Annotated in this window: 18 protein-coding genes and 1 pseudogene; 5 read left to right on the forward strand and 14 right to left on the reverse strand. The window is 67.3% G+C overall.

Annotated elements, in window-relative coordinates; all coding sequences use genetic code 11:
• Nucleotides 1-70: 70 nt before the first annotated feature.
• Nucleotides 71-340 (reverse strand): hypothetical protein, encoded by a 270-nt coding sequence (locus ACVWZN_RS11760; protein ID WP_456953970.1) that lies wholly within the window; start codon nt 338-340, stop codon nt 71-73.
• Between the two features lie 24 nt (nt 341-364).
• Between ACVWZN_RS11760 and ACVWZN_RS11765 the strand changes: the two genes are divergently transcribed.
• Nucleotides 365-520, forward strand: a complete 156-nt coding sequence (locus ACVWZN_RS11765; RefSeq protein WP_456953971.1) for a hypothetical protein — start codon at nt 365-367, stop codon at nt 518-520.
• Nucleotides 521-583: 63 nt separating this feature from the next.
• Here the strand turns inward: ACVWZN_RS11765 and ACVWZN_RS11770 are convergent, their stop codons facing one another.
• Genes ACVWZN_RS11770 through ACVWZN_RS11805 form a run of 8 tightly spaced genes read right to left on the reverse strand, consistent with a single transcriptional unit; the run spans nt 584 to nt 12,465 of the window.
• Nucleotides 584-1,081 (reverse strand): GNAT family N-acetyltransferase, encoded by a 498-nt coding sequence (locus ACVWZN_RS11770; RefSeq protein WP_456953972.1) that lies wholly within the window; start codon nt 1,079-1,081, stop codon nt 584-586.
• Between the two features lie 2 nt (nt 1,082-1,083).
• The gene (locus ACVWZN_RS11775; protein WP_456953973.1) at nt 1,084-1,665 is read right to left on the reverse strand and encodes a superoxide dismutase family protein; all 582 of its coding nucleotides are present in this window, start codon (nt 1,663-1,665) and stop codon (nt 1,084-1,086) included.
• Between the two features lie 58 nt (nt 1,666-1,723).
• Nucleotides 1,724-3,139, reverse strand: coding sequence for a nitrogen regulation protein NR(I) (gene ntrC, locus ACVWZN_RS11780; protein WP_456953974.1), 1,416 nt, complete (start codon nt 3,137-3,139; stop codon nt 1,724-1,726).
• A complete protein-coding gene (locus tag ACVWZN_RS11785) occupies nt 3,132-4,160 on the reverse strand; it encodes a two-component system sensor histidine kinase NtrB (RefSeq protein ID WP_456953975.1) in 1,029 nt (342 codons plus the stop codon). Before ACVWZN_RS11785 ends, ntrC begins: the two co-directional genes overlap by 8 nt.
• A 43-nt stretch (nt 4,161-4,203) precedes the next feature.
• Nucleotides 4,204-4,623, reverse strand: coding sequence for a nuclear transport factor 2 family protein (locus tag ACVWZN_RS11790; RefSeq protein WP_456953976.1), 420 nt, complete (start codon nt 4,621-4,623; stop codon nt 4,204-4,206).
• Nucleotides 4,620-5,258 carry a sensor histidine kinase gene (locus tag ACVWZN_RS11795; RefSeq protein WP_456953977.1) on the reverse strand — a complete coding sequence of 213 codons (639 nt, stop codon included), beginning with the start codon at nt 5,256-5,258 and terminating at the stop codon, nt 4,620-4,622. The genes ACVWZN_RS11790 and ACVWZN_RS11795 overlap by 4 nt, the downstream gene beginning before the upstream one ends.
• A complete protein-coding gene (locus tag ACVWZN_RS11800) occupies nt 5,255-6,979 on the reverse strand; it encodes a response regulator (RefSeq protein WP_051234566.1) in 1,725 nt (574 codons plus the stop codon). The genes ACVWZN_RS11795 and ACVWZN_RS11800 overlap by 4 nt, the downstream gene beginning before the upstream one ends.
• The gene (locus ACVWZN_RS11805; RefSeq protein ID WP_456953978.1) at nt 6,964-12,465 is read right to left on the reverse strand and encodes a HAMP domain-containing protein; all 5,502 of its coding nucleotides are present in this window, start codon (nt 12,463-12,465) and stop codon (nt 6,964-6,966) included. The genes ACVWZN_RS11800 and ACVWZN_RS11805 overlap by 16 nt, the downstream gene beginning before the upstream one ends.
• Nucleotides 12,466-12,678: 213 nt before the next feature.
• Here ACVWZN_RS11805 and ACVWZN_RS11810 point away from each other — a divergent pair.
• The 3 genes and pseudogenes from ACVWZN_RS11810 to ACVWZN_RS11820 all read left to right on the forward strand — a co-directional run.
• Nucleotides 12,679-13,152, forward strand: a pseudogene (locus ACVWZN_RS11810) (PAS domain S-box protein); the annotation flags it as partial.
• A gap of 73 nt (nt 13,153-13,225) precedes the next feature.
• Nucleotides 13,226-15,634: a PAS domain S-box protein gene (locus tag ACVWZN_RS11815; RefSeq protein ID WP_456953979.1), complete on the forward strand. Its 2,409-nt coding sequence runs from the start codon at nt 13,226-13,228 to the stop codon at nt 15,632-15,634.
• A 102-nt stretch (nt 15,635-15,736) separates the two neighbouring features.
• Nucleotides 15,737-16,105, forward strand: coding sequence for a response regulator (locus tag ACVWZN_RS11820; RefSeq protein WP_027081592.1), 369 nt, complete (start codon nt 15,737-15,739; stop codon nt 16,103-16,105).
• Here ACVWZN_RS11820 and ACVWZN_RS11825 read toward each other — a convergent pair.
• From ACVWZN_RS11825 to ACVWZN_RS11845, 5 genes are all read right to left on the reverse strand, one after another.
• A complete protein-coding gene (locus tag ACVWZN_RS11825) occupies nt 16,027-16,359 on the reverse strand; it encodes a hypothetical protein (RefSeq protein ID WP_456953980.1) in 333 nt (110 codons plus the stop codon). The genes ACVWZN_RS11820 and ACVWZN_RS11825 overlap by 79 nt on opposite strands.
• 79 nt (nt 16,360-16,438) lie before the next feature.
• Nucleotides 16,439-17,746, reverse strand: coding sequence for an ammonium transporter (locus ACVWZN_RS11830; RefSeq protein WP_456953981.1), 1,308 nt, complete (start codon nt 17,744-17,746; stop codon nt 16,439-16,441).
• 10 nt (nt 17,747-17,756) lie between these two features.
• Nucleotides 17,757-18,221, reverse strand: a complete 465-nt coding sequence (locus ACVWZN_RS11835) for a GNAT family N-acetyltransferase (RefSeq protein WP_456953982.1) — start codon at nt 18,219-18,221, stop codon at nt 17,757-17,759.
• Nucleotides 18,222-18,907: 686 nt separating this feature from the next.
• Nucleotides 18,908-20,317 (reverse strand): type I glutamate--ammonia ligase, encoded by a 1,410-nt coding sequence (gene glnA, locus ACVWZN_RS11840; protein ID WP_456953983.1) that lies wholly within the window; start codon nt 20,315-20,317, stop codon nt 18,908-18,910.
• 196 nt (nt 20,318-20,513) lie between these two features.
• Nucleotides 20,514-21,653, reverse strand: coding sequence for a diguanylate cyclase (locus ACVWZN_RS11845; RefSeq protein ID WP_456953984.1), 1,140 nt, complete (start codon nt 21,651-21,653; stop codon nt 20,514-20,516).
• A 172-nt stretch (nt 21,654-21,825) separates the two neighbouring features.
• On the opposite strand from ACVWZN_RS11845, the gene ACVWZN_RS11850 reads away from it, so the two are divergent.
• Nucleotides 21,826-22,656, forward strand: a complete 831-nt coding sequence (locus ACVWZN_RS11850) for an undecaprenyl-diphosphate phosphatase (RefSeq protein ID WP_456953985.1) — start codon at nt 21,826-21,828, stop codon at nt 22,654-22,656.
• Nucleotides 22,657-22,705 lie beyond the last annotated feature (49 nt).

Raw genomic sequence — 22,705 nt, forward strand, 5'->3', positions numbered from 1 at the left:
TTGCTTCGCAATGCGCGCATACGAAAACGGCCACCCGGAGGTGGCCGTCGAATGCATCGTTGTTCGCGGATCAAACCAGGCCGAGGGCCAGCTTGGTCAGCATCATCACCACGGCGGCGCCGGCGGCGACGATCGCGAGCAGCAACGGGCTGCGCACCGGGTTGATGCCTGCGGCCTGCGCGAGGCCGCCGACGAATACCGGCATCAATGCATCGGTGGCCTGCCACATATCGCGGCCGCTCGACTTGAGCGCCAGTGCGAGGCCGGCGGTGAGCGCCAGGCTGAACAGCATGGCGGTCATGCCGTCCCTGAAAGTGATCTTGCGCAGCGTCGCGCCCATAACCTGCATGACACGGGACTCCTGATGATCGTCGCGCTCGCGGCGCGGTTCGAGGTGGATTCGGATGGCCCCGTCGACGCGGCCTTCAACCGCTGTAACGGCGCGGCGCGCGGGTTCTACAGGGTAATGACGTCACTCCGCTTTCACATGAATGGGCGATGCAGCGGCCGTGTCGCGTGACGCCTGTCGCAGGCCCGTGCGTGAAGCCGGCCGTTGCCTGCGCGCAAGCGGCCGTGTGATGCGTCAGCGCGTGTCGCGCGTGGTTGTTTCGAAGATGCGGTAGCCGGCGTCCTGCATGCCGAGTGCGGTGTAGGTCGCCTTCGCGGCATCGTTCTCGCGCTCGACATACAGGCGCAGGCCGAGCACGTCGCGACGCGACGCGGCGAGCGCGCGCACGTGCGAGAACAGCGCGCGGAACACGCCGGCGCGGCGATGCTCGGGCGTCACGTACACGCTCTGGATCCACCACCAGTGCCCGCAGCGCCAGTCGCTCCATTCGGTCGTCGTCATCAGCATGCCGACCGGCTCGGCGATGGTCTCTGCGCCCGCCAGCGGCACTTCGCGCACGGCGACGATGTAATGCGCCTTCGCGCGATCGGCGATGCCCTGCGTGACACCGGCCAGCACGATCTTCGGGTCGAGTTCGAGATGTTCGGTTTCGTGCGCCATCGTGCACGCCCAGCGCGCGAGCAGTTCGGCATCGGTCGGCACCGCATCGCGAACGCGCAGGTGTCCGAGCATCGTCAACCTCCCGCGCGGATCACGCCGCAGGCGATGCGCGCACCGGAATTGCCCGCGGGTTGCGATGTGTAGTCGTCGACGCCGGCATGCACGACCAGCGCACGACCGATCACGTTCGTCCCCGCCGCACCGCCGAGCGAAACACCGGCGACGTGCAGGTCGACATGCGCAACGCCATCACTGCCCGCGCTGATGTTCGGCAGGTCGCCCGCGTGATGCGCGCTGCCCATGGGATTGCCATGCGGACGACCGTTCGGATTGAAATGCGGGCCGGCGCTGGTCGCATCCGCCGCGCTGCAGTCGCCGACCTCGTGCACGTGCAGGCCGTGCGTGCTGTTGGGCGTCAGGCCACCGATGTCGCCGGTGATGTGCACGCCGTCGGTCATCGCCATCGCACGCAGGCGACCGCTGACCAGCGAGCCGGATGCGGGCGCCATCGCGATCGTCGCGTTCGCAACCGGTGGCGCCGCGACGCCGACCGTCGCGGTGTACGCGGGCGTCGAGGCCGTTGGCGCCTGCGTGGAAGTGGTCGCGCAACCGGCGAGCAGCACGGTGGAAATCAGCACGGCGAGGCACGTCTTCATGGCGGTCTCCTTGCGAAGGTTCGACAGTCTGCGATGCATGCATTCGCATGCGGTGAAGCTAGCCGGCGTCGGGCGGCGTGCGGCGACGACCGGACCCGAGCTTGCGCGTCACGGTATTGCGCCCGAGGCCGAGCAGCGCCGCGGCCTGCGCGCGTCGCCCGCCCGTGCGTTCCAGCGCGACGTCGAGCAGCACGCGCTCCATGCGTTCGCGCGCCACGTCGTGCAGGTTCGCATCGCCGCGCTCGAGCGCATCGCGCGCCCAGTCGGCGAGTGCGGCGTCCCAGTCGACGGGGACGGATTGCGACGTCGTGGTGCCGAGTGCGGAGTCGACATCGGCACGCGTGATGCGTTCGGCCGGTGCGAGCGCGGCAAGCCGCCAGCACACATTCTCGAGTTCGCGCACGTTGCCCGACCACGCATGCGACTGCAGGCGTTCGAGCGCATCGCGATCGAGTCGCTTCGCGCGCGCGCCCAGCCGCGATGCCGCCTGCGCGAGGAAATGCGCGGCGAGCAGCGGAATGTCTTCGCGGCGCTCGCGCAGCGGTGGAAGTCGAAGACGAACGACATCGAGGCGATGCAGCAGGTCCGCGCGGAACTGGCCGCTGGCGACGCGCGCTTCGAGATCCTGATGCGTCGCGGCGATCACGCGCACGTCGACTCGAATGAGCTCGCGACCGCCGACGCGGAAGAACTCGCCCTGCTGCAGCACGCGCAGCAGTCGCGTTTGCAGGGCCGCGGGCATGTCGCCGATCTCGTCGAGGAACAACGTGCCGCCGTGCGCCTGTTCGAAGCGACCGACATGACGACGCGCCGCGCCGGTGAACGCGCCGGCTTCATGCCCGAACAGTTCGGACTCGAGCAGCTCGGACGGAATCGCCGCGGTATTGAGCGCGACGAAGGGTTTGTGCGCACGCGGCGACTCGCGGTGCAGCGCGCGTGCGACGAGTTCCTTGCCGGTGCCCGTTTCGCCGGTGACCAGCACCGACAACGGTGCCTGCGCGAGACGACCGATCGCACGGAACAGTTCGCGCATCGCCGGCGCGGCGCCGAGCAGTGCTTCGCTGGTCGCCGGCAATTCGTCGGGCGTGCTGATCGCGGGTGTCGACGGGCCGAGCACGCGTGCGGCAAGCGCGACCGCGTCGTCGAGATCGAACGGTTTCGACAGGAACTCGTATGCGCCGGCACGGAATGCGCCGGCAGTGCTCGCGATGTCGGTGTAGGCGCTCATCACCACGACGGGCAGGTCCGGATGACGCGTCTTGAGTTTTTCCAGCAGCACGAGGCCGTCGTCGCCGGGCATGCGCACGTCGGTGAACAGCATGTCGGGTGGCGATGCCGCTTCGTCGAATGCGTGCAGCGCGGAGGCGGCATCGGGAAATGCTTCGACGCGCCAGCCGGCATCGCGCAAGGCGGTCGACAACACGAAACGGATCGCGGCTTCGTCGTCGACGATCCAGATCAGCGACTCAGGCATCGACGGGCTCCGGCAACGGCAGCAGCAGGGTGAACACGGTATGGCCCGGACGCGAGCGATAGCTGAGCGCGCCGCGGTGTTCGCGCACGACCTGCTGCGCGAGCGCGAGTCCTAAACCCGTGCCGTCGGCTCGCCCGCTCACCAGCGGAAGGAAAAGTCGCTCAGCGAGTTCCGCCGGCACGCCGCGGCCGTCGTCGGCAATTTCGAGACGCAGCGCGAGTGGATACACCGCCTCGCCGATGCGCACGGCGTGCTCGGCGCGCGTGCGCAGCGTGACCTGCGATGCGCCGGCTTCGATCGCGTTGCGCACAAGGTTCCAGGTCGCCTGCGTGAGGCGGTCGGCATCGCCATCGACATCGGGCAGGCTGGGGTCGTAGTCGCGCACCAGTCGCACGGCCCAGCCCGCGTCGGATTCAGCGAGGCGCAGCACGCGCTCCAGCACACCGTGCACGTTGAGCGGTGCATGCGGTTGCGGTGGCGCCGGTGACAACAGTCGATCGAGCAGACCCGTGAGGCGCGCGGTTTCGGCGTCAATCAATGACGTGAGCGCATGACCATCGGCATCGTTCGCATCCAACCGGCGTGCGAGCAGCTGCGCTGCACCTTTCAAACCGGCGAGCGGATTGCGTAGTTCGTGCGCGAGGCCACGCAACGCGGCGCTCAACGCCGACGGCAGCCGCGCGGGATCGTCATCGGGGAATTCGTCGACCGGATGCGCTTCCAGCAACCAGCCATCCTCGCGCCGGCTCAGCCATGCGTCGCAGAAGCGCTCGGCGCCGTCGGCGAAGCGCAGGCCGAGGCGGCGCAGGCGCAACGGCGCGTCGGTGGCTTCGGCGGCGCGATCGAGCACGGCATCGAGGCCGCCGTCTTCGGCCAGCGCGGCCAGCCGCAGGCCGATCAGGCGTCGCGAACCTACGCCGAGCCAGCGCGCGAAGGCGATGTTGCAGCCGGCGATGCGCGCGTCGAGCGTGGTCCACGCGAGCGGCGTGGTCAGCTGGTCGAGGTCGGGCGCGGCCGTCATTGCACCATGGTAGTGCAGACGCGGCGACGGATCGGGCGTCGCGCTACGGCTTGAACAGCCAGACCGTGGCGATGCGGCCGTCGACGACTTCGTACACGGCGAGCGCCTCGGTCGGCGCAGCGCCGAGGCCGGTCACGCGTTCGTGGTCGACCACTTTCTGCCCAAGCGACGTGCGCGCGACCAGTTCGGCGTGCAGCGTCGGCAGGTTGAAGCGCGAATCGCGATAGAACGCGCGGATGGCGTCGGCGCCGTCGAGTGCGGGCGCAGCACCCGGCATGCGCCAGACCTTGGCGTCGTCGGCATAGGTCGCCATGAACGCGTCGAGGTCGTGGCGGTTGTAGGCGTCGAGCTGGCGCTGGACGACGGCGACCGGGTCGTCGCCCGATGGCGTCGGATGCGAGGCGCTCATCGCGCAACCCGATGCGAACAACGCGACGGCTGCGAACGCATCGCGCGCCCTCATTCGACCAGCGGAAGCGAAATGCGGAACGCGAGACCCGGTGACAGCGCGCTCGCGGTCAGCGTGCCGCCGTGCGAGCGCACGATCGCCTCGGCGATGATCAGGCGCAGGCCGAGGCCTAGGTCCGGCGGCTCGGGCAGCGGGTCGGTGAGCAACGCCGCCGCGTCGTCCGGTGTTTCGCCGGCATCGCTGACTTCGATCAGCGCCTGGTCGCCTTCGCGCCAGGCATGCAGGCCGGGCGAGGCCTTCGAATGCCATTGCGAGAACGCGATCAGGCTGCTCAGCGCCTGCTGCAGACGTGATTCGTCGCCGAGCACATGATGGCCGGCGAGTTCCGGCGCGGCGTCACCCGTGACGGTGCAACCGGCGACGCCACCGACCGCGAGGTCGAGCAGCATCTGCACGTCGACCGGACGCATGCGCTGCACCAGCCGGTTTTCCTGCGAGCGCACCCAGTCGCCCAGCTCCTCGATCATGCTGGCCATGCGACGCGACTGGCGCTCGATGGTCTCGGCGAGTTCGACGCGGCGTTCCTGCGGAAGCTCCGGGCGACGCAACAGGTACGCGGCAGTCTGCAACGGCGACAGCGGGCCCTTCAGGTCGTGGACCAGACGCTCGAACAGCGGGCGGTCGCTCATGGAACCTTCGCTTCGTAAACCGGCAACGCGCCCAGGATCCGGCAGATCGCGTCGATCTCCGGCGGCTTCACCAGATGGTGGTTGAAGCCGGCTTCGGCGGTGCGCTGTCGGTCCTCGGGCTGGCCCCAGCCCGTCACCGCCACCAGCGTCACCGTCTCGCCCAGCGCCGAGGCGCGCAGCTTGCGCGCGACGTCGTAACCGCTGATGCCGGGCATGCCGATGTCGAGGAACACGACATCCGGCGCGAACGACGACACCGCCTGCTCGGCGGCATGCGGGTCGTAGATGCGCTGCGTTTCGTGACCAAGCATCTCCAACATCATCGCCAGCGTATCGGCCGAATCGCAGTTGTCGTCGATGACGAGGATGCGGCGGGGCGATGCATTCGGAATGGCGTCGAGGCCGGGCTCCACGATCTCGCCGTCGTGCCCGATCGGCAGGCGCACGGTGAACCGGCTGCCGAGGCCGAGGCCGCTGCTGGTCGCGGCGACTTCGCCGCCGTGCATTTCGACCAGGCGACGCACCAGCGTGAGGCCGATGCCGAGGCCGCCACGTGCGCGCTCGATCGAGGTGTCGACCTGTGCGAACGGTTCGAAGATCGCGTCGACCTGTTCGGGCGCGAGGCCGATGCCGCGATCGGTGACGTGCACCAGCACGTCGTCGCCATCGCGCTCGCAGTCGACGCGGATGGGCTGCGTCGGGTCGGAATACTTCGCGGCGTTGCTGATGAGGTTCGCGAACACTTGCGACAGGCGCTCAGGGTCGGCGTCCAGCGGAACTTCGATCGCCGGCACGTGCAGCTCGAGGTTGTGGCCCGTCGCCTGCAGCACCGGCGAGATGCTTTCCACCGCCGCGCGCAGCACGGTGTCGATGGTGGTCGTGACGTTGCGCAGGACGAGCTTGTCCTGGCTGATGCGCGCGACGTCGAGCAGGTCGTCGATCAGGCGCACCAGCAGGCGCAGCTGACGATCCATCGCGTCGTGCAGCTCGGCGCCGGAGCGGCCGCCCAGCTTCATGATGTTCACCGCATTGGCGAGCGACGCCAGCGGATTGCGCAGTTCGTGCGCGAGCGTGGCGAGGAACTGGTCCTTGCGACGGTCGTGCTCGAGCAGCCGCGCCTGCGCGCGTTCGCGTTCGGCGATCTGCGCCTGCAGTTCGATGTTGCGCTGCGCGAGTGCGACGTTGGCGGTGCGCAGCGATTCGTTGAGCGCTTCGAGCTCGCGCGCCTTCTCGACGCGCAGGTCTTCGTTGGCGCGCGCCAGGTTTTCGTTCGCGCTCTGCAGCTCGCGCCGCTTGCGATACAGCTCGACCAGCACGCTGACCTTGCTGCGCATGATTTCCGGGATGACCGGCACCATGACGTAGTCGACCGCGCCGAGCTTGTAGCCGCGCAGGCGATCGAGGTCGGAGACGTTGACCGCGGTGACGAAGATGATCGGCGTCTTCTCGTACCGCGGATGCTGATGGATCAGGCTCGCGGTCTCGAAGCCGTCCATGCCGGGCATGTTGACGTCGAGCAGGATCAGCGCGCACTCGTGTTCCATGAGGCGCTTGAGTGCTTCCTCGCCCGAGCGTGCCTCGATGAGGTTCTCGCCCAGCGGTTCGAGGATCGCGCGGTACGACAGCAGGCGACCCGGCTGGTCGTCGACCAGCAGGATCGTGGCAGGCGCCGACTCCGGCGCCTGCAGGTCGTTACCCGTTGTGGTCAACGGTGCAGCCACTGACGCAGTACTCCAAGTAGCTGATCGGTCACGACCGGTTTGGCGAGGTAGTCGGACGCACCGGCCTCGAGGCACTTCTCGCGGTCACCCTTCATCGCCTTCGCGGTGAGCGCGACGATCGGGATCGCGCGCGCTTCGGGGTCGCTGCGGATGGCGCGCATCGTGTCATAACCGTCCATGCCCGGCATCATGATGTCCATCAGGACGATATCGATGTCACGGTCGGATGTGACCTTGTCCACGGCTTCCTGACCGTTGTTGGCGGTCAGCACCTCCATGCCGTGGCGTTCGAGCACGATCGACAGCGCGAAGATGTTGCGCATGTCGTCGTCGACGACCAGCACGCGCTTGTTCTGCAGCACCTCGTCCGATTCGGTGAGGCGTCGCACCATCTTCTGCTTGTGCTCGGGCAGGTCGGCGATGACCCGGTGCAGCAGCAGCGAGGTCTCGTCGAGCAGGCGCTCGGGAGACTCCACGCCCTTGATCACCACGCTCTTGGCCATGCGCTTGAGGCGCGCGTCCTCGGCCTGGCTCAGCTCCTTGCCGGTGAACACGACCACCGGCACCTCGCGCAGCATGTCGTCGTCCTGCAGGCGATCGAGCAGGTCGAAACCGCTCATGTCGGGCAGGCGCAAGTCGAGCACGACGCATTCGATGTCGCCGCCGCGCATGGCCTCCAGCGCGTCCTCGCCGGTGCCGACGCTGACGATCTCGATGTCGTCGTGGCGGATCAGCTCTTCGATCGACATGCGCTCGCCGGCGTCGTCCTCGACTACGAGCAGCTTCTTGACGCGCGGCTTGGTGAAGTCGCGCATGCGCTCCAGTGCCGCGCCGATGAGGTCGGGGCTCGACGGCTTGGCGACGTAGCTGTACGCGCCGCGCTCGAGCGAGTGGTGACGGTCCTCCTCGACGGTGACGATCTGCACCGGGATGTGGCGCGTCGACGCGTCCTGCTTGAGGCGCGCGAGCACGGTCCAGCCGAGCATGTCGGGCAGGAAGATGTCGAGGCTGATCGCGCTGGGCTTGAAGTCGCGCACCATCCGAAGCGCTTCCGCGCCACGATTGGTGACCAGCACGTTGAAGCCGCGCGAGCGCGCGAGGTCACGCATCACCGCGGCGTAGCGCGGATCGTCCTCGACCACGAGAAGCGTCGGCCATTCCGCGTTGAGATGTTCGCGGTCGTCGTCGATGTTCTTGGGCGCGGCGGGCGCAGGATGCGCGTTATCGGCCTCGGCGATCGCTGCGATCGCACGCGGCGTCGGGCGGTTCTGCATCGCGCGCGACATGGCGTTGGCGAAACCGTTGCCGTCGTCGGCATTGGGGTCGGCGTAACGCAGCGGCAGGTAGAGGGTGAACGTCGAACCCTTGCCCGGCTGGCTCGACAGCGTGAGTTCGCCGCCGAGCAGGCCCGCGATCTCGCGCGAAATCGCGAGGCCGAGGCCCGTGCCGCCGTACTTGCGGGACGTGCCGGCGTCGGCCTGCTGGAACGCCTCGAACACGATGCGCTGCTTGTCGGCGGAGATGCCGATGCCGGTGTCGGTGACGTCGAAGGCGATGACGGTCTTGGTGTTGTCGAGCACCGCGTGACCGCGCGACCAGCCGCTGGTCGCCACGCGCGCGGCCATGCGCACGCTGCCTTCCTCGGTGAACTTCATCGCGTTCGACAGCAGGTTCTTGAGTATCTGCTGCAGGCGCTTGGGGTCGGTGGTGAGCGACGGGCCGAGTTCCGGTGCGAAGTCCACCGAGAAGTCGAGGCCGCGACGTTCGGCGTCGTGACGGAAGCTGCGCTCCATGTTCTCGCGCAGGTGTCCGAAGGTCATCACCTCGGTCTCGATGGTGACCGTGCCCGACTCGATCTTCGACAGGTCGAGGATGTCGGAGATGAGATGCAGCAGGTCGGTACCGGCGGCGTGGATCGTCTTCGCGAATTCGACCTGACGCGGCGACAGGTTCGTTTCCGGATTCTCGGCAAGCTGCTGGCCGAGGATCAGGATCGAGTTGAGCGGCGTACGCAGCTCGTGCGACATGTTCGCGAGGAACTCGGACTTGTAGCGCGAGGTGAGCGCGAGCTCGGCGGCCTTGGCTTCCAGTTCGCGGCGTGCATGCTCGATCTGGTTGTTCTTGGTTTCGACCTCCGCCTTCTGCTCGGCGAGCAGCGCGGCCTTGAGCGCGATCTCCTCGTTGGTCTGCTGAAGTTCGCGCTGCTGGGCCTGCAGTTCCGCCGCGAGCTGCTGCGACTGCTGCAGCAGGCCCTCGGTACGCATGCCGGCTTCGATCGTGTTGAGCGTGATACCGATCGAGCGCGAGAGCTGCTCGAGGAACGTCAGGTGCACGTCGTTGAAGTCATGCACGGACGCGAGTTCGACGACCGCCTTGACCTCGTCTTCGAACAGCACCGGCAGCACGATCACGTTGCGCGGCGACATGCTCAGAAGGCCGGAGCGGATCTGCACGAGATCGTTCGGAATGTCGCGCAGCAGGATCATGCGACCTTCCGCGGCGCACTGCCCGATCAGGCCATCGCCGATCTTCATCAGGTGGTGCACGGCGTCGACCGGCGCGTCCGCGTAACCGGCGAGCTGGCGCAGTTGCCCGTTCTCGTTGCCCGCCTCGTCGCTTTCGACGATGTAGATCAGGCCCTGCTGTGCATCGACCAGCGGCGCGAGTTCGCCGAGCAGCTGGCTGCCGAGCGTGGCGAGGTCGCGCTGGCCCTGCATCATCGCGTGGAACTGCGCGAGGTTGGTCTTCAGCCAGTCCTGCTCGCGATTCGACTCGGTCGTTGCGCGCAACGTCGAGATCATCACGTTGATGTTGTCGCGAAGGTCCGCGACTTCGCCGCTCGCGTCGACGGTGACGGTTCGCGTGAGGTCGTTCTGCGTCACCGCGGTGGCCACTTCGGCGATCGCGCGCACCTGCGTGGTGAGGTTGTCGGCGAGCTGGTTGACGTTGGCGGTGAGGTCCTTCCACACGCCCGCGGTACCCGGCACGTTCGCCTGGCCACCGAGTCGACCTTCGATACCGACTTCGCGCGCCACCGTCGACACCTGGTCGGCGAAGATCGCGAGCGTGTCGGTCATCGAGTTGATGGTGTCGGCGAGCTCGGCGATTTCGCCCTTCGCTTCCACCGTCAGCTTCTGGCGCAGGTCGCCGTTCGCGACCGCGGTCACCACCTTCGCGATGCCGCGCACCTGCGTGGTGAGGTTGGCCGCCATCCAGTTGACGTTGTCGGTGAGGTCCTTCCACGTACCCGCGACGCCCGGCACCGACGCCTGGCCGCCGAGCTTGCCTTCGGTACCGACTTCACGCGCCACGCGCGTGACTTCCGCGGCGAAGCCGTTGAGCTGGTCCACCATCACGTTGAGGGTGTTCTTCAGCTGCAGGATTTCGCCCTGCGCGTCGACCGCGATCTTCTTCGACAGGTCGCCCCGCGCCACCGCGGTCGCCACTTCGGCGATGTTTCGCACCTGCGTGGTGAGGTTGGACGCCATCGAGTTGACGTTGTCGGTAAGGTCCTTCCACGTACCCGCGACGCCCGGCACCTGCGCCTGGCCGCCGAGCTTGCCTTCCGCGCCGACTTCGCGCGCGACGCGCGTCACTTCCGCGGCGAAGCCGTTGAGCTGGTCGACCATCGTGTTGATGGTGACCTTGAGTTCGAGGATCTCGCCCTTCACGTCCACCGCGATCTTGCGCGACAGGTCGCCTCGCGCCACCGCGGTGGTCACCTCGGCGATGTTTCGCACCTGCGCGGTGAGGTTGGACGCCATGGAGTTCACCGAGTCGGTGAGGTCCTTCCACGTGCCCGCGACGCCCGGCACCTGCGCCTGGCCGCCGAGCCGCCCTTCGGTACCGACTTCGCGCGCCACGCGCGTGACTTCCGCCGCGAAGCCGTTGAGCTGGTCGACCATCGTGTTGATGGTGTCCTTGAGCTCACGGATTTCGCCGCGCACGTCGACGGTGATCTTGCGCGACAGGTCGCCTCGCGCCACGGCGGTGGTCACCTCCGCGATGTTTCGCACCTGCGACGTCAGGTTCGACGCCATCGCGTTCACCGATTCGGTGAGATCGCCCCAGGTACCCGCGACACCCGGCACGACTGCCTGGCCTCCGAGGCGCCCTTCGGTACCGACTTCGCGCGCCACGCGCGTGACTTCCGCCGCGAAGCCGTTGAGCTGGTCGACCATCGTGTTGATGGTCTCCTTCAGCTGCAGGATTTCGCCGCGCACGTCGACGGTGATCTTGCGCGAGAGGTCGCCCTTCGCCACCGCGGTGGTGACGTCGGCGATGTTTCGCACCTGCAGCGTCAGGTTCGACGCCATCAGGTTCACGTTGTCGGTCAGGTCCTTCCACGTACCGGCGACGCCCGGCACGTCGGCCTGGCCGCCGAGCTTGCCTTCGGTACCGACTTCGCGCGCCACGCGCGTGACTTCCGCCGCGAAGCCGTTGAGCTGGTCGACCATCGTGTTGATGGTGTCCTTCAGCTCACGGATTTCGCCGCGCACGTCGACCGTGATCTTTCGCGACAGGTCGCCCTTCGCGACCGCGGTGGTGACTTCCGCGATGTTTCGCACCTGACTCGTCAGGTTCGACGCCATCGCGTTGACCGAGTCGGTCAGATCCTTCCACGTACCGGCAACGCCGGGCACGATCGCCTGGCCGCCGAGCTTGCCTTCGGTACCGACCTCGCGCGCCACGCGCGTTACTTCCGATGCGAAGCCGCGCAGCTGGTCCACCATCGTGTTGATGGCTTCCTTCAGCTGCAGGATTTCGCCGCGCACGTCGACGGTGATCTTTCGCGACAGGTCGCCGTTCGCGACCGCGATGGTCACCTCGGCGATGTTTCGTACCTGCGCGGTGAGGTTGGACGCCATCTGGTTGACCGAGTCGGTCAGGTCCTTCCAGACGCCCGACACGCCCTTGACCTGCGCCTGGCCGCCGAGCAGGCCGGCGGTACCGACCTCCAGCGCCACGCGCGTGACCTCGGACGAGAACTCGCCCATCTGCTCGATCATGCGATTGACGATCGTCGCCGAGCGCAGGAACTCGCCCTCGAGCGGCCGGCCGCCCGCCTCGAGCGGCACGAAGCGCGTCAGGTCGCCCTTCGACACGCCGGCGATCGCTTCGGTAATGGTCTCGACCGGGCGCACCAGGTCGTCGATCAGTTCGTTGACCGAGCGCTCCATGTGCGCCCACTGGCCGCGACGCGAAGCCGGGGCGACGCGCTGGCGGGTCTGGCCACTGCGACCGACCGCCTGGCCGACGCGGGCCAGCTCGTCCGCGAGCAGCCGGTTCTCGCCGACGATCTCGTTGAACGCGGCCGCCAGGCGGCCTTCGATGCCCTCCCAGTGGCCGGGCAGGCGAACGTCGAAGTTGCCCTCGCTCACCTGCGACATCGCGGCAAGCAGCGCCTGCAGCGGATCGTCGTAGGCGGGCTTGGAAGGCGCGGTCTTGGCGGCGGAACGGGAGCGCCGCGCAGTGGCTTCGGTCACGTGAAATCTCGAGAAAGCGCCCATCCCCATGGGCGGGATCGCGCGAGAATAGTGGCGGCCGTGTCGACGCACCGTTCACACGATTCGCCGTATCGGCGGCGTTAATCGACGCGGCATCCGCTTGATCGTTGCGCGAGTGCCGTCAAGTCGGCGGCGTGATCCAGTGCGCGTATATGCCGGCTAAACGGGCATGGCAATTGCATGAACCGGTTCATGCGAAACCCCGAATCCGCCATCCCCGTCGAGCCCCGCTGGTCCTATGAAGGCGCCTTCCGCGACGCCGCGGGCGGGCTCGCGCTGATCGGGCTGGACGGCCGCTGGCTGGCGATCAACGATGCCGCCTGCGACCTGCTCGGCCGCCCGCGCGAACGCCTGGAAGGCCGGGCGGCCATCGGCGCCTGCGAGCTGGAAGACGCCGTCGCGCTGATGCGCCACATCACCTCCGTGGTCGACGAGGGCGTGCGCGCCTTCGACCTCGAACTGCGCGTGCCCCGGCTCGACGGCAGCCACAGCTGGCTGCGTGTCGATGCGTCCGTCATTCCCCACGACGATGGTTCGCCCTCCTACCTCGCGGCGCTGGTGCACGACGTCACCGAACCGCGCCGCGCACGCGCCGAGCGCGACGCCTTCTTCGATCTCTGCCCCGATCCGCTCGCCATCGCCAATCAGGCCGGCACCATCGTGCGCGTCAACCGCGCCTGGGAGACCCGCGCTGGGCTGGACGACGGCCGACACGCACGCACAGCCCTTCATCGACTTCGTGCATCCGGACGATCGCGAACGCACGCTGGCCGAAGCGGTGCGCACGTACACCGGCAACCCGACCCCGCGCTTTCGCAACCGCTATCGCGTGAAGTCGGGCGGGCATCGCTGGCTGGAATGGCATTCGCGCGTGGGCGACGACGGCCGCACCTACGCCATCGCGCGCGACGTCACCGAACAGCAGCAGGCGATGATCATCTTCGAGGCGGAGATGCAGCGACGCCGGCAGCGCCTGGACGAAGCCGAGCAACGCCTCGACGTGCACGTCAACAACACGCCGCTCGCGGTGGTCGAGTTCGATGCGCGCCTGCGCGTGCGGCGCTGGTCGTCGCGGGCCGAAGCGCTGTTCGGCTGGGCCGAGGAAGAAGTCATCGGCGACCGCCCGGACCAGTGGCGCTTCATCCACGAAGACGATGCCGACAGCGTGGCCACCGCCATGCTCTCGCTGGTGACCGGCGAAACGCCGAGCCAGATCATCCACTACCGCAACTACACGCGCGACGGTCGCGTCGTGCACTGCGAGTGGTTCATGTCCGCGGTATTCGACGACGCGGGCCACCTCGTGTCGATGCTCGCGTTCGCGCAGGACGTGACCGCGCGCGTACAAGCCGAAGCCGAAGCCACCGAGCGCGAAGCACTGTTCCGCGCCACGTTCGAACAGGCGCCGGTCGGCATCGCGCACGTCGGGCTCGATGGCCGTTGGCTACGCATCAACCGCACGCTCTGCGACTTCCTCGGCCATCCGGTCGATCAGCTGCTCACGCTGTCGTTCCAGGACATCACGCATCCCGCCGATCTCGACGGCGACCTCGCGCTGCTGCAGCAATTGCTCGACGGCCGCATCGAACGCTACGAGATGCGCAAGCGCTACCTGCATCGCGACGGGCATTCGCTGTGGTCGCATCTCACCGTGTCGCTGCGTCGCAACGAGGCGGGCGAGCCGCTGCACTTCATTTCGATCATCGAAGACATCAGTTCGACGATCGAAGCCGAGCGCGCCATCCGCGCCGCGCGCGATGATCTCGAAACCCGCGTCGTCGAACGCACGCGCGAACTGGAAAGCGCGAACCGCACGCTGGCGGTGGAAGTCGAGCAACGTCGTGACGTGGAAAGCGCGTTGCGCGAGAGCGAGCTGCGCATCCGCACCATCCTCGAGAACTCGCACGACGCGTTCGTCGCCTGCGAGGAAGATGGCCGCGTCTCGGAATGGAACCGCGCGGCCGAAGCGATCTTCGGCTGGCGTCGCAGCGAGGCCATCGGTCGTTCACTGAGCGATTTGATCGTGCCGCAGCAGCATCGCCGCGCACACGAGAGCGGTATGGCGCGCTTCCTCGCCAGCGGCGAATCGCGCGTACTCGACCAGCGCCTGCAGATGCCGGCGCGTCATCGCAGCGGCCACGAATTCCCGATCGAATTCACCATTTCGCTGGTGCGGCTCGGTCGGCGTCGCCTGTTCACGGCTTTCCTGCAGGACATCTCGGAGCGCACCGCCGCCGAACGCCAACTGCGCGAAAGCGAAGCACGCCTGCGCACGATCGCCGACCACGTGCCGGCGATGATCGCCTACGTCGGTGCCGACCTTCGATACCACTTCGCCAACGGCGCCTACTGCGACTGGTTCGGTCGCAGCGACATCGACGCCGGTGGCCTGCACATGGGCGACGTGCTCGATCCGGATGACATGCGGCAAGCCATGCCGTATCTCGATCGCGTGCGCGCCGGCGAGCAGGTGAGCTTCGAGCGCGTGCGTCTCGACGCGTCCGGTGAGCAGCTGCATGCGACCGTGACCTACATTCCCGACGTCACCTCGGCTGTCGACGGAGAACGCGGTTTCTTCGTCGCTGCGCACGATGTCACCGCGCACAAGCGCCTTGCGCAGGTGCTGGAGCATCGCGCGATGAGTGATGAGCTCACCGGGTTGCCGAACCGCGCGGCATGGGCGGCGGCGCTGGAAGTCGCCTCGCAGCGTGCAACGCACGAAACCGTCGAGACTGCCGTCGTCTTCATCGACCTCGACGGGTTCAAGCAGGTCAACGACACGCATGGTCACGACGTCGGCGATGCGGTGCTCTGTGAATTCGCCGAACGCCTGCGCGCATGCGTGGGCGGCGATGATGTCGCCGCGCGCCTGTCGGGTGACGAGTTCGTCGTATTGCTTCAATCGACCGGCGACATCGCGACGTCCGCCGAACGTTGTGCGCGTGCGATCACCAGCGCGATGCAGCCGTCGTTCGCGATCGGCGCCCTGCAGCTGTCGATCTCCGGCAGCATCGGCGTCGCCGTGCAGCGCAATGGCTGCGACGGCGCGCGGCTCATGCGCGAGGCGGACGAGGCCATGTACGCAGCCAAGCGCGAGCGCCGCGGTCTTGCGTCCGTCACCACCGATCTGGCTCCGCTACCGACCTGAGCCGTTCACATGGTTTGAATGGCGGCGGCTGTGCGATGGAGTACCGTTCGCGCAGTGAACGCTTCAGCCGCGTGGTGCGGCGCCCATTCGGAGGACTGCGATATGACGGAGTCGAACGTGGGTGGCCTGCGCCTGCTGGTCGTCGAGGACGAATACCTGCAAGCGCTCTACCTGTCGCAATCGCTGCAGGACCTGGGCGCGGAAATCGTCGGGCCGGTGGGCTCGGTCGAAGCTGCACTCAAGCTCATCGCCGACGCACCGGAGATCGACGCCGCGATCCTCGACGTCAACCTCGGCGGTGAAGCGGTGTATCCGATCGCCGACGCGCTCGCCGCGCGCGACGTACCGTTCGTATTCGCCTCGGGCTACGAGCGCGAAGCGCTGCCCGAGCGCTATCGCAGCGTCGACGTCTGCGCGAAGCCGGTCGACCCGCTGGAAGTCGGCGCGGTGCTGTCGCTGCTGCGCCACTGAACATCGGCGTCGAGCCCGCCTGACGCTCCGACACCGATGACGTCCGGCCCCGCGGCCAGCAACGCGCGGCAGTCCGCCCAGGCGTCTTCGGTGCGTTCGAGCATGTCCATCGCCGAATCGCTGTCGCCGCGCTCGAGCAATCGGCGCCCGAGCGACACGGTGACACCAAGCGCATTCATCGCATTACGCAGTTCGTGGAGCCACTGCACGCGTGCATCGTGCACACGTTGCATCTGGGCGGCGCGATCATCCATGACATCCCTCACCAGGTCGGGTTCGCTTCGATCCTAGGCCCGTGATGCCGGTGGACTCAAGCGGCCGTAGCGAATCCGATCAAGGCGCGTAGGCCGACTCGCCGTGCGAGGTGATGTCCAGACCCTCGCGTTCGGCGTCCGCCTCGACGCGTAGCGCGACGATGCGCGAGACGACTTCGATCGAGACCATCGCGACGCCGCCCGACAACAGCAACGTCACCGCGACGCCCAGCGCCTGCACGCCGAGCTGATGCAGCAGCCCGACGTCGGCGCCCAGTGTGCCGCCGAACATCGGCAGGCTGAATACGCCGGTGAGCAGCGCACCAACGACGCCGCAGACGCCGTGGATGCCGAATACGTCGAGCGTGTCGTCGATGCGCAGCCGATGCTTGAGCGCACCGACGCCCCAGAACCCCGCCAGCCCGCCGCAGGCACCGATCACGAGGGCACCGCCGACGCCGACCGTGCCACAGGCCGGTGTGATCGCAACCAGCCCCGCCACCAGACCCGACGCCGCGCCGAGCATCGATGCGTAACCGCGTCGCAGTGCCTCGATCGCGCTCCATGCAAGAACGCCCGCCGCACCCGCAATCAGCGTGTTGACGAACGCGAGCGCGGCGACGCCGTTCGCTTCCAGCGCGGAGCCTGCGTCGAAACCGAACCAGCCGACCCACAGCAGCGACGCGCCCGCGAGCGTCAGCGGAAGCGAATGCGGCGACAGGCGTTCGCGTCCGAATCCGATGCGCGGACCGAGCTTGCGTGCAACGACGAGGCCGGCGATGCCTGCATTGATGTGCACGACCGTGCCGCCCGCGAAATCGAGCGCGCCCTTCGCGAACAACCAACCGTTCGACGCCCACACCATGTGTGCGAGTGGCAGGTAGGCAAAGGTGAACCACAGCGCGGTGAACAAGAGCACGGCACGCAGACGCGCACGTTCCGCGGTCGCACCGACCACCAGCGCGCAACTGATCGCCGCGAACGCGCCCTGGAACGCCACGTAGACGAACTCCGGTATGGCGACGCCGGCGGTGAACGTCGGCACTGTCGATAGCGGCGTCACGTTTCGCAACATCGCGTTGCCGAAGCCGCCAATCAGCACGCCGCCGCCATCGAACGCCAGCGAATATCCGTATGCGACCCACAACACCAGCGCCATTGCCGCGATGACCAGCACCTGCACGAGCATCGACAGGATGTTCTTCGCACGCACGAGCCCGCCATAGAACAACGCGAGGCCCGGCGCGATCATCAGCACGACCAGCAACGTCGACACGAGCATCCACGCGGTGTCGGCCTTGTCGACCGTCGGGGTCGCCGCATTCGCGAGCGTCGGAATGAACATCGCAAAGGCAGCGAACGATCGAACGCGACGTGCGAGGTACATACGGGCTCCGTCAGGCGGGAACGAGATCGAGCGTCATGAAGGTGCTGTGCGGGTCTTCGACGTAACTCGCGAACGGTGCGCAGTCGACGAAACCGGCGTGACGATAGAGCGCATGCGCGGCGGCGAATTCGGGTGCGGTGCCGGTTTCGAGGCTGATGCGCGTGTGGCCGCGGCGGCGGGCTTCATCGAGCGCGACGGCGAGCAAAGACTTGGCGACGCCGCGTCGCAGGTAGGCGGATGCGGTACGCATCGACTTGAGTTCGGCGTGGGTGGCGTCGAGGGCCTTCAGTGCCGCGCAGCCCATCAGGTTGTCGCCGTCCCAGGCGGTCCAGAAGGTGATGTCGGAGGCTTTTAGTGCGTCGAGATCGAGAGCGTGCATCGATTCGGCGGGGCTCAGTTGTGCGAGTGCGTCGAGGTGGCTGCGCAGTAGCGCGATGACGGCGGGGTGGTTGAGGTGGTTGGGGTGGATTTCCATCTCGTGCTTTTCGTCTCTCGATCTGAGGTGTTCGAAAGCAAAGGCGTTTCGTCCGCTACGCGGCCGAGTCACTTTTCTTTGTTGGCCCAAAGAAAAGATGACCAAAAGAAAGGGCCTTCCCCGACGGATCTACAGCCTGCGATCGGCGAGTCTTTCGCGATCGCCACACTCGGCATCCTGCCTCGGGTGGCGACGGCGCGCGTCCTGCGCGCCGCCCTTCGGGTCTCACGATTACAGTGGCCGTGCGCTACATCTTTGGTGCGCTTGCATCGACTCAGGATTGCAGTGCACTCGGTGATTCAAATACCGCAGGGCCAAGCACTTCGGGCCTCACGATTGCAGTGGCGACGCGCTACATTTTTTGGTGCGCTTGCATCGACCTTGGCTTGCGGTGCATCAGCAATTCAAACGAAACCACGCGCCCGCTCCCCGGCCCGGAGGGCGGCGCACATGGATGTGCGCCGCGGTCAGCCGAGGCAGGATGCCGAGTCTGACCGCCGCCCACGAACGATCCGGTCGCAGGCTGTGCACCACCTCGGGGAAGGTGCTTTCTTTGGTTACTTTCTTTGCACCAGCAAAGAAAGTGACTCGGGCGCGACAGCGCACGAAACGCTGTTGCTTTTGCGAAACAACAACCCCCACAAACAACGCGGCCCGAGGCTAATCACCCCGGGCCGCACCAATCATCAGATCGTGTAATACATCTGATATTCCAGCGGATGCGTCGCCGCGCGGAACGCGGTGACCTCCTTCATCTTCATGCCGATGTACGCATCGATGAAGTCGTCGGTGAACACGCCGCCGGCCTTGAGGAAGTCGCGGTCCTTGTCCAGCGATTCCAGCGCCTGGTCGAGCGAGTGACACACGGTCGGGATGTTCTTCTCTTCTTCCGGCGGCAGGTCGTACAGATCCTTATCCGACGGCGGGCCCGGATCGATCTGGTTCTTGATGCCGTCGAGGCCGGCCATCATCAGCGCGGCGAAGGTGAGGTAGCCGGAGTTCATCGGATCCGGGAAGCGGATCTCGATGCGGCGCGCCTTCGGATTGGCGACGTACGGAATGCGGCACGACGCCGAACGGTTCGACGCCGAGTACGCGAGCATCACCGGGGCTTCGTAACCCGGCACCAGGCGCTTGTACGAGTTGGTCGTCGAGTTGGCGAACGCGTTGATCGCGCGCGCGTGCTTGAAGATGCCGCCGATGTACCACAGCGCCATCTGCGACAGGCCGCCGTAGCCGTCGCCGCTGAACAGGTTGGTGCCGCTCTTGGCGAGCGACTGGTGCACGTGCATGCCCGAACCGTTGTCGCCCACCAGCGGCTTCGGCATGAAGGTCGCGGTCTTGCCGTTGCGGTGTGCGACGTTCTTGACGACGTACTTCATCGTCGTCAGCTCGTCGGCCTTGCGCACCAGCGTGTTGAACTTGACGCCGATCTCGCACTGGCCGGCGTTCGCCACTTCGTGGTGGTGCACTTCGACTTCCTGGCCGACGGCGGCGAGCGTCTTGCACATCTCGGCGCGCAGGTCGTGCAGCGAGTCGAGCGGGCCGACCGGGAAGTAACCGCCCTTCACCATCGGCCGGTAGCCGGTGTTGCCGCCGGCGTAGTCGGTGCCCGAGTTCCAGTGCGCTTCTTCCGAATCGACATGGAAGAAGGTGTGGCCCATCTCGTTGGCGAAGCGCACCGAGTCGAAGATGAAGAACTCCGGCTCCGGGCCGAAGAACGCGGTATCCGCGACGCCGCTCGACTTCAGGAACGCCTCGGCGCGTTTTGCAATTCCGCGCGGATCGCGCGAGTAGCCCTGCATCGTGGTCGGATCGAGGATGTCGCAGATCAGCACCAGCGTCGGATCCGCGGTGAACGGGTCGAGGAACGCGGTGGACGGGTCGGGCAGCAGCACCATGTCGGACTGCTGGATGCCGCGCCAGCCGATGATCGACGAGCCGTCGAACATCTTGCCGTCCTCGAACAGCGAGGCCTCGACGATGCTGGCGGGGAACGTCACGTGGTGCTGCACACCGCGCATGTCGGTGAAACGCAGGTCGACGAATTCGACCTTGTGGTCGCGGATGAGCTTTTCGACGTTCTCAAGGGACATGGCGGCTCCGAGGGAGGGCAAGGGCGCGGCGCAGGATTGCGCTGACCCCGCCTTCACAGCAAGGACGATGCCAAGCGTCGGCGTGATGCAAGTCGTTGATGCGTAAGGGCGACGGTGCGGCACCCATGGTCGCGGCCGCTTCATGCCGGTGCACGGATGGCGACGGGCGCACCTTGCTGGTGCGCTGCGAAGGCGGTCAGCCGATGTCGAGGGCGACCCGGTCGCGGCCGTCGTGCTTGGCGCGGTACAGCGCGCGATCGGCACGTGCGAGCAGCGCGTCGGCGTCCTCGCCCGGCCTATGCGTGGCGACGCCGGCCGACAGCGTGACGCGTCGTCCCGGACACGCACCACAGGCGACGGCCTCGCGGATGCGCTCGAGCGCAGTGGTGCCGACGTCGGGTGCGCCCGGCATCACCAGCAGGAACTCCTCGCCGCCCCAGCGTCCGAGCACGTCGGTCGCACGCAGCTGATCCCGACCTAGCCGGCCCACGTTACGCAGCACCTCGTCGCCGGCCGCGTGGCCGAGTTCGTCGTTCACCGACTTGAAGTGATCGATGTCGAGGATGGCGACACAGAACGGTGCGACGTCGCGATCGGACAACGCGATGCTGCGCTCGAGCAGCGCCTGCATCGATCGACGATTCGGCAGGCCGGTCAGTTCGTCGCTGACCGCGAGCCGCTCGACCTGCTCCAACGCCGAGGCCAGCGCCGAGCGCTGGTCACGCAGCTTCTGCCGCAGGCCCGACAGCCGCGCGGCGATCACGGAGAGCGCGGGCAGCACGACGAGGATCATCAGCACGTTGTTGATGTCGACGCGGAACGGCTCGACCACGCCTTCCGCCGTCGACCATTGCGGATACGCAGCACGCAGCGCGACCGCCGCTACGAGGCTGGCGACCGCGAGCACGGTGAGCACAGCGATCTGCCGCCAACGCAGCGCGAAGGCGCCGAACGCGAAGATCACCATCAACGGGAACAACGCGGACGTGCGCATCGGTCCGCAGATGACGTAACCCCAGTTGACGGCGACCACGCCCATCGCCAGCTGCCATACCGACAGCGACGGATCGCGCGAGCGTTCGCTCCAGCCGCTGCGAAGCGCGACGTAACTCGCGATCTGCACGGCCGTCACGAACCCGAGCCATGCGCGCAGCGCCGACGCCTGCATCCAACCCTGGTCGATGCCTGCGGCGAGGACGATCGCGCTTCCGCCGTATACGAGCGTCGCGATCAGCCACTGCACCAGCCGCAACCGGCGACGCCGCTCACGGCTGGCCACGACCTCAAGCAGGCGCGGCCAGAACGCCGCAGGGCGCGGGCGGGCGGTGTCGTTCACGGTGGCGGTAGCGGTCGGCATCCCGTTGAACGATATCGGCCGTCGCAGCACGAACTGGTGCAGGCCGGCCGTGCAAAGCAAAGCCGGTTCATGTTCGATAGGCGGGACGCGCGGCTGACGTCGCGACGGACTGCCCCGTACCATCCCCGCTCCCCTCCGGCGGCCGCACGCGATGCCCGACTTCCTGCAAGCCCTCCTGCTCGGCCTGATCGAAGGCGTCACCGAGTTCCTGCCGATCTCCAGCACCGGCCACCTGCTGATCGCCGAACGCTGGCTCGGGCACCGCTCCGACCTTTTCAACATCGCGATCCAGGCCGGCGCGATCCTCGCGGTCGTCGCGATCTATCGCGAGCGTTTGTGGCAGCTGGCGATGTCGTTCCTCGGCCGCGGCAATGGCGACGTGCACGGCCAGCCGGCGCGTGATTACGCGATCAAGCTCGGCGTCACGTTCGCGATCACCGCGGTGCTCGGGCTCGTCGTCAAGAAGCTGGGCTTCGAACTACCCGACGACGTCACCCCGATCGCGTGGGCGCTGATCATCGGCGCGGTGTGGATGATCGTCGCGGAGATTTTCGCGGCACGGCGCGCGAACATGATCGGCGAGCGACGCACGATCACCTGGACGGTCGCGCTGCTGGTGGGCGTCGCGCAGGTCGTGGCGGGCGTGTTTCCCGGCACCTCGCGTTCGGCGGCGACGATCTTCGTCGCGCTGCTCGCCGGCACCACCTCGCGTGCGGCCGCGACCGAATTCGCGTTCCTCGTCGGCATCCCGACCATGTTCGCGGCGACCGGTTACGAGCTGCTGCACGTCCTGAAGGACGGCGGCGCCGCGGGCGAAGACTGGACCGCGCTCGCGATCGCGTTCGTGGTGTCGACCATCACCGCGTTCGTCGCGGTGAAGTGGCTGCTGCGCTACATCCAGACGCACCGTTTCACGGCGTTCGCGGTGTATCGCATCGTGCTCGGCATCGCGCTGCTGACGTTGCTGCCGCACGGCAGCTGATCGACGCACGTACATCGCAATGACAAAGGCCGCGACGTTTGCACGATCG

Source organism: Lysobacter sp. HA35, assembly GCF_054061195.1.